The sequence below is a fragment of the Ensifer sp. GW823-FHT05D09 genome (genome assembly GCF_058795755.1).
Map to the genome: position 1 here is coordinate 1 of NZ_JBXAIA010000054.1, position 361 is coordinate 361.

Sequence of the window (361 nt, forward strand, 5' to 3'; positions counted from 1 at the left end):
CGGCTCGGGCGCCTTTATCGGCGCGGTGCACCGCATCGCAGCGAGGCTCGACGATCACTACGAGCTGGTGGCCGGCGCCCTGTCGTCGACACCGGAGAAGGCCGAAAGTTCGGGGCGCGAACTCGGGCTTGATCCGTCGCGGGTCTATTCCGACTTCAAGCAGATGGCGATCCGCGAGGCCAAACTGAAGGACGGCATCGAGGCGGTGGCGATCGTCACCCCCAACCACGTGCACTATGAAGCGGCCAAAGAGTTTTTGAAGCGCGGCATCCATGTGATCTGCGACAAGCCGCTGACCTCGACGCTGTCGGATGCGAAGAAGCTGAAGAAGGCGGCCGACGACAGCGATGCGCTGTTCGTG

The 361-nt window shown here is 63.4% G+C and carries 1 protein-coding gene; it reads left to right on the forward strand.

The features are described 5' to 3' along the window. The coding region (locus AC1Q80_RS30895; protein WP_492362950.1) for a Gfo/Idh/MocA family protein at nucleotides 1-361 on the forward strand (361 nt) is incomplete at both ends.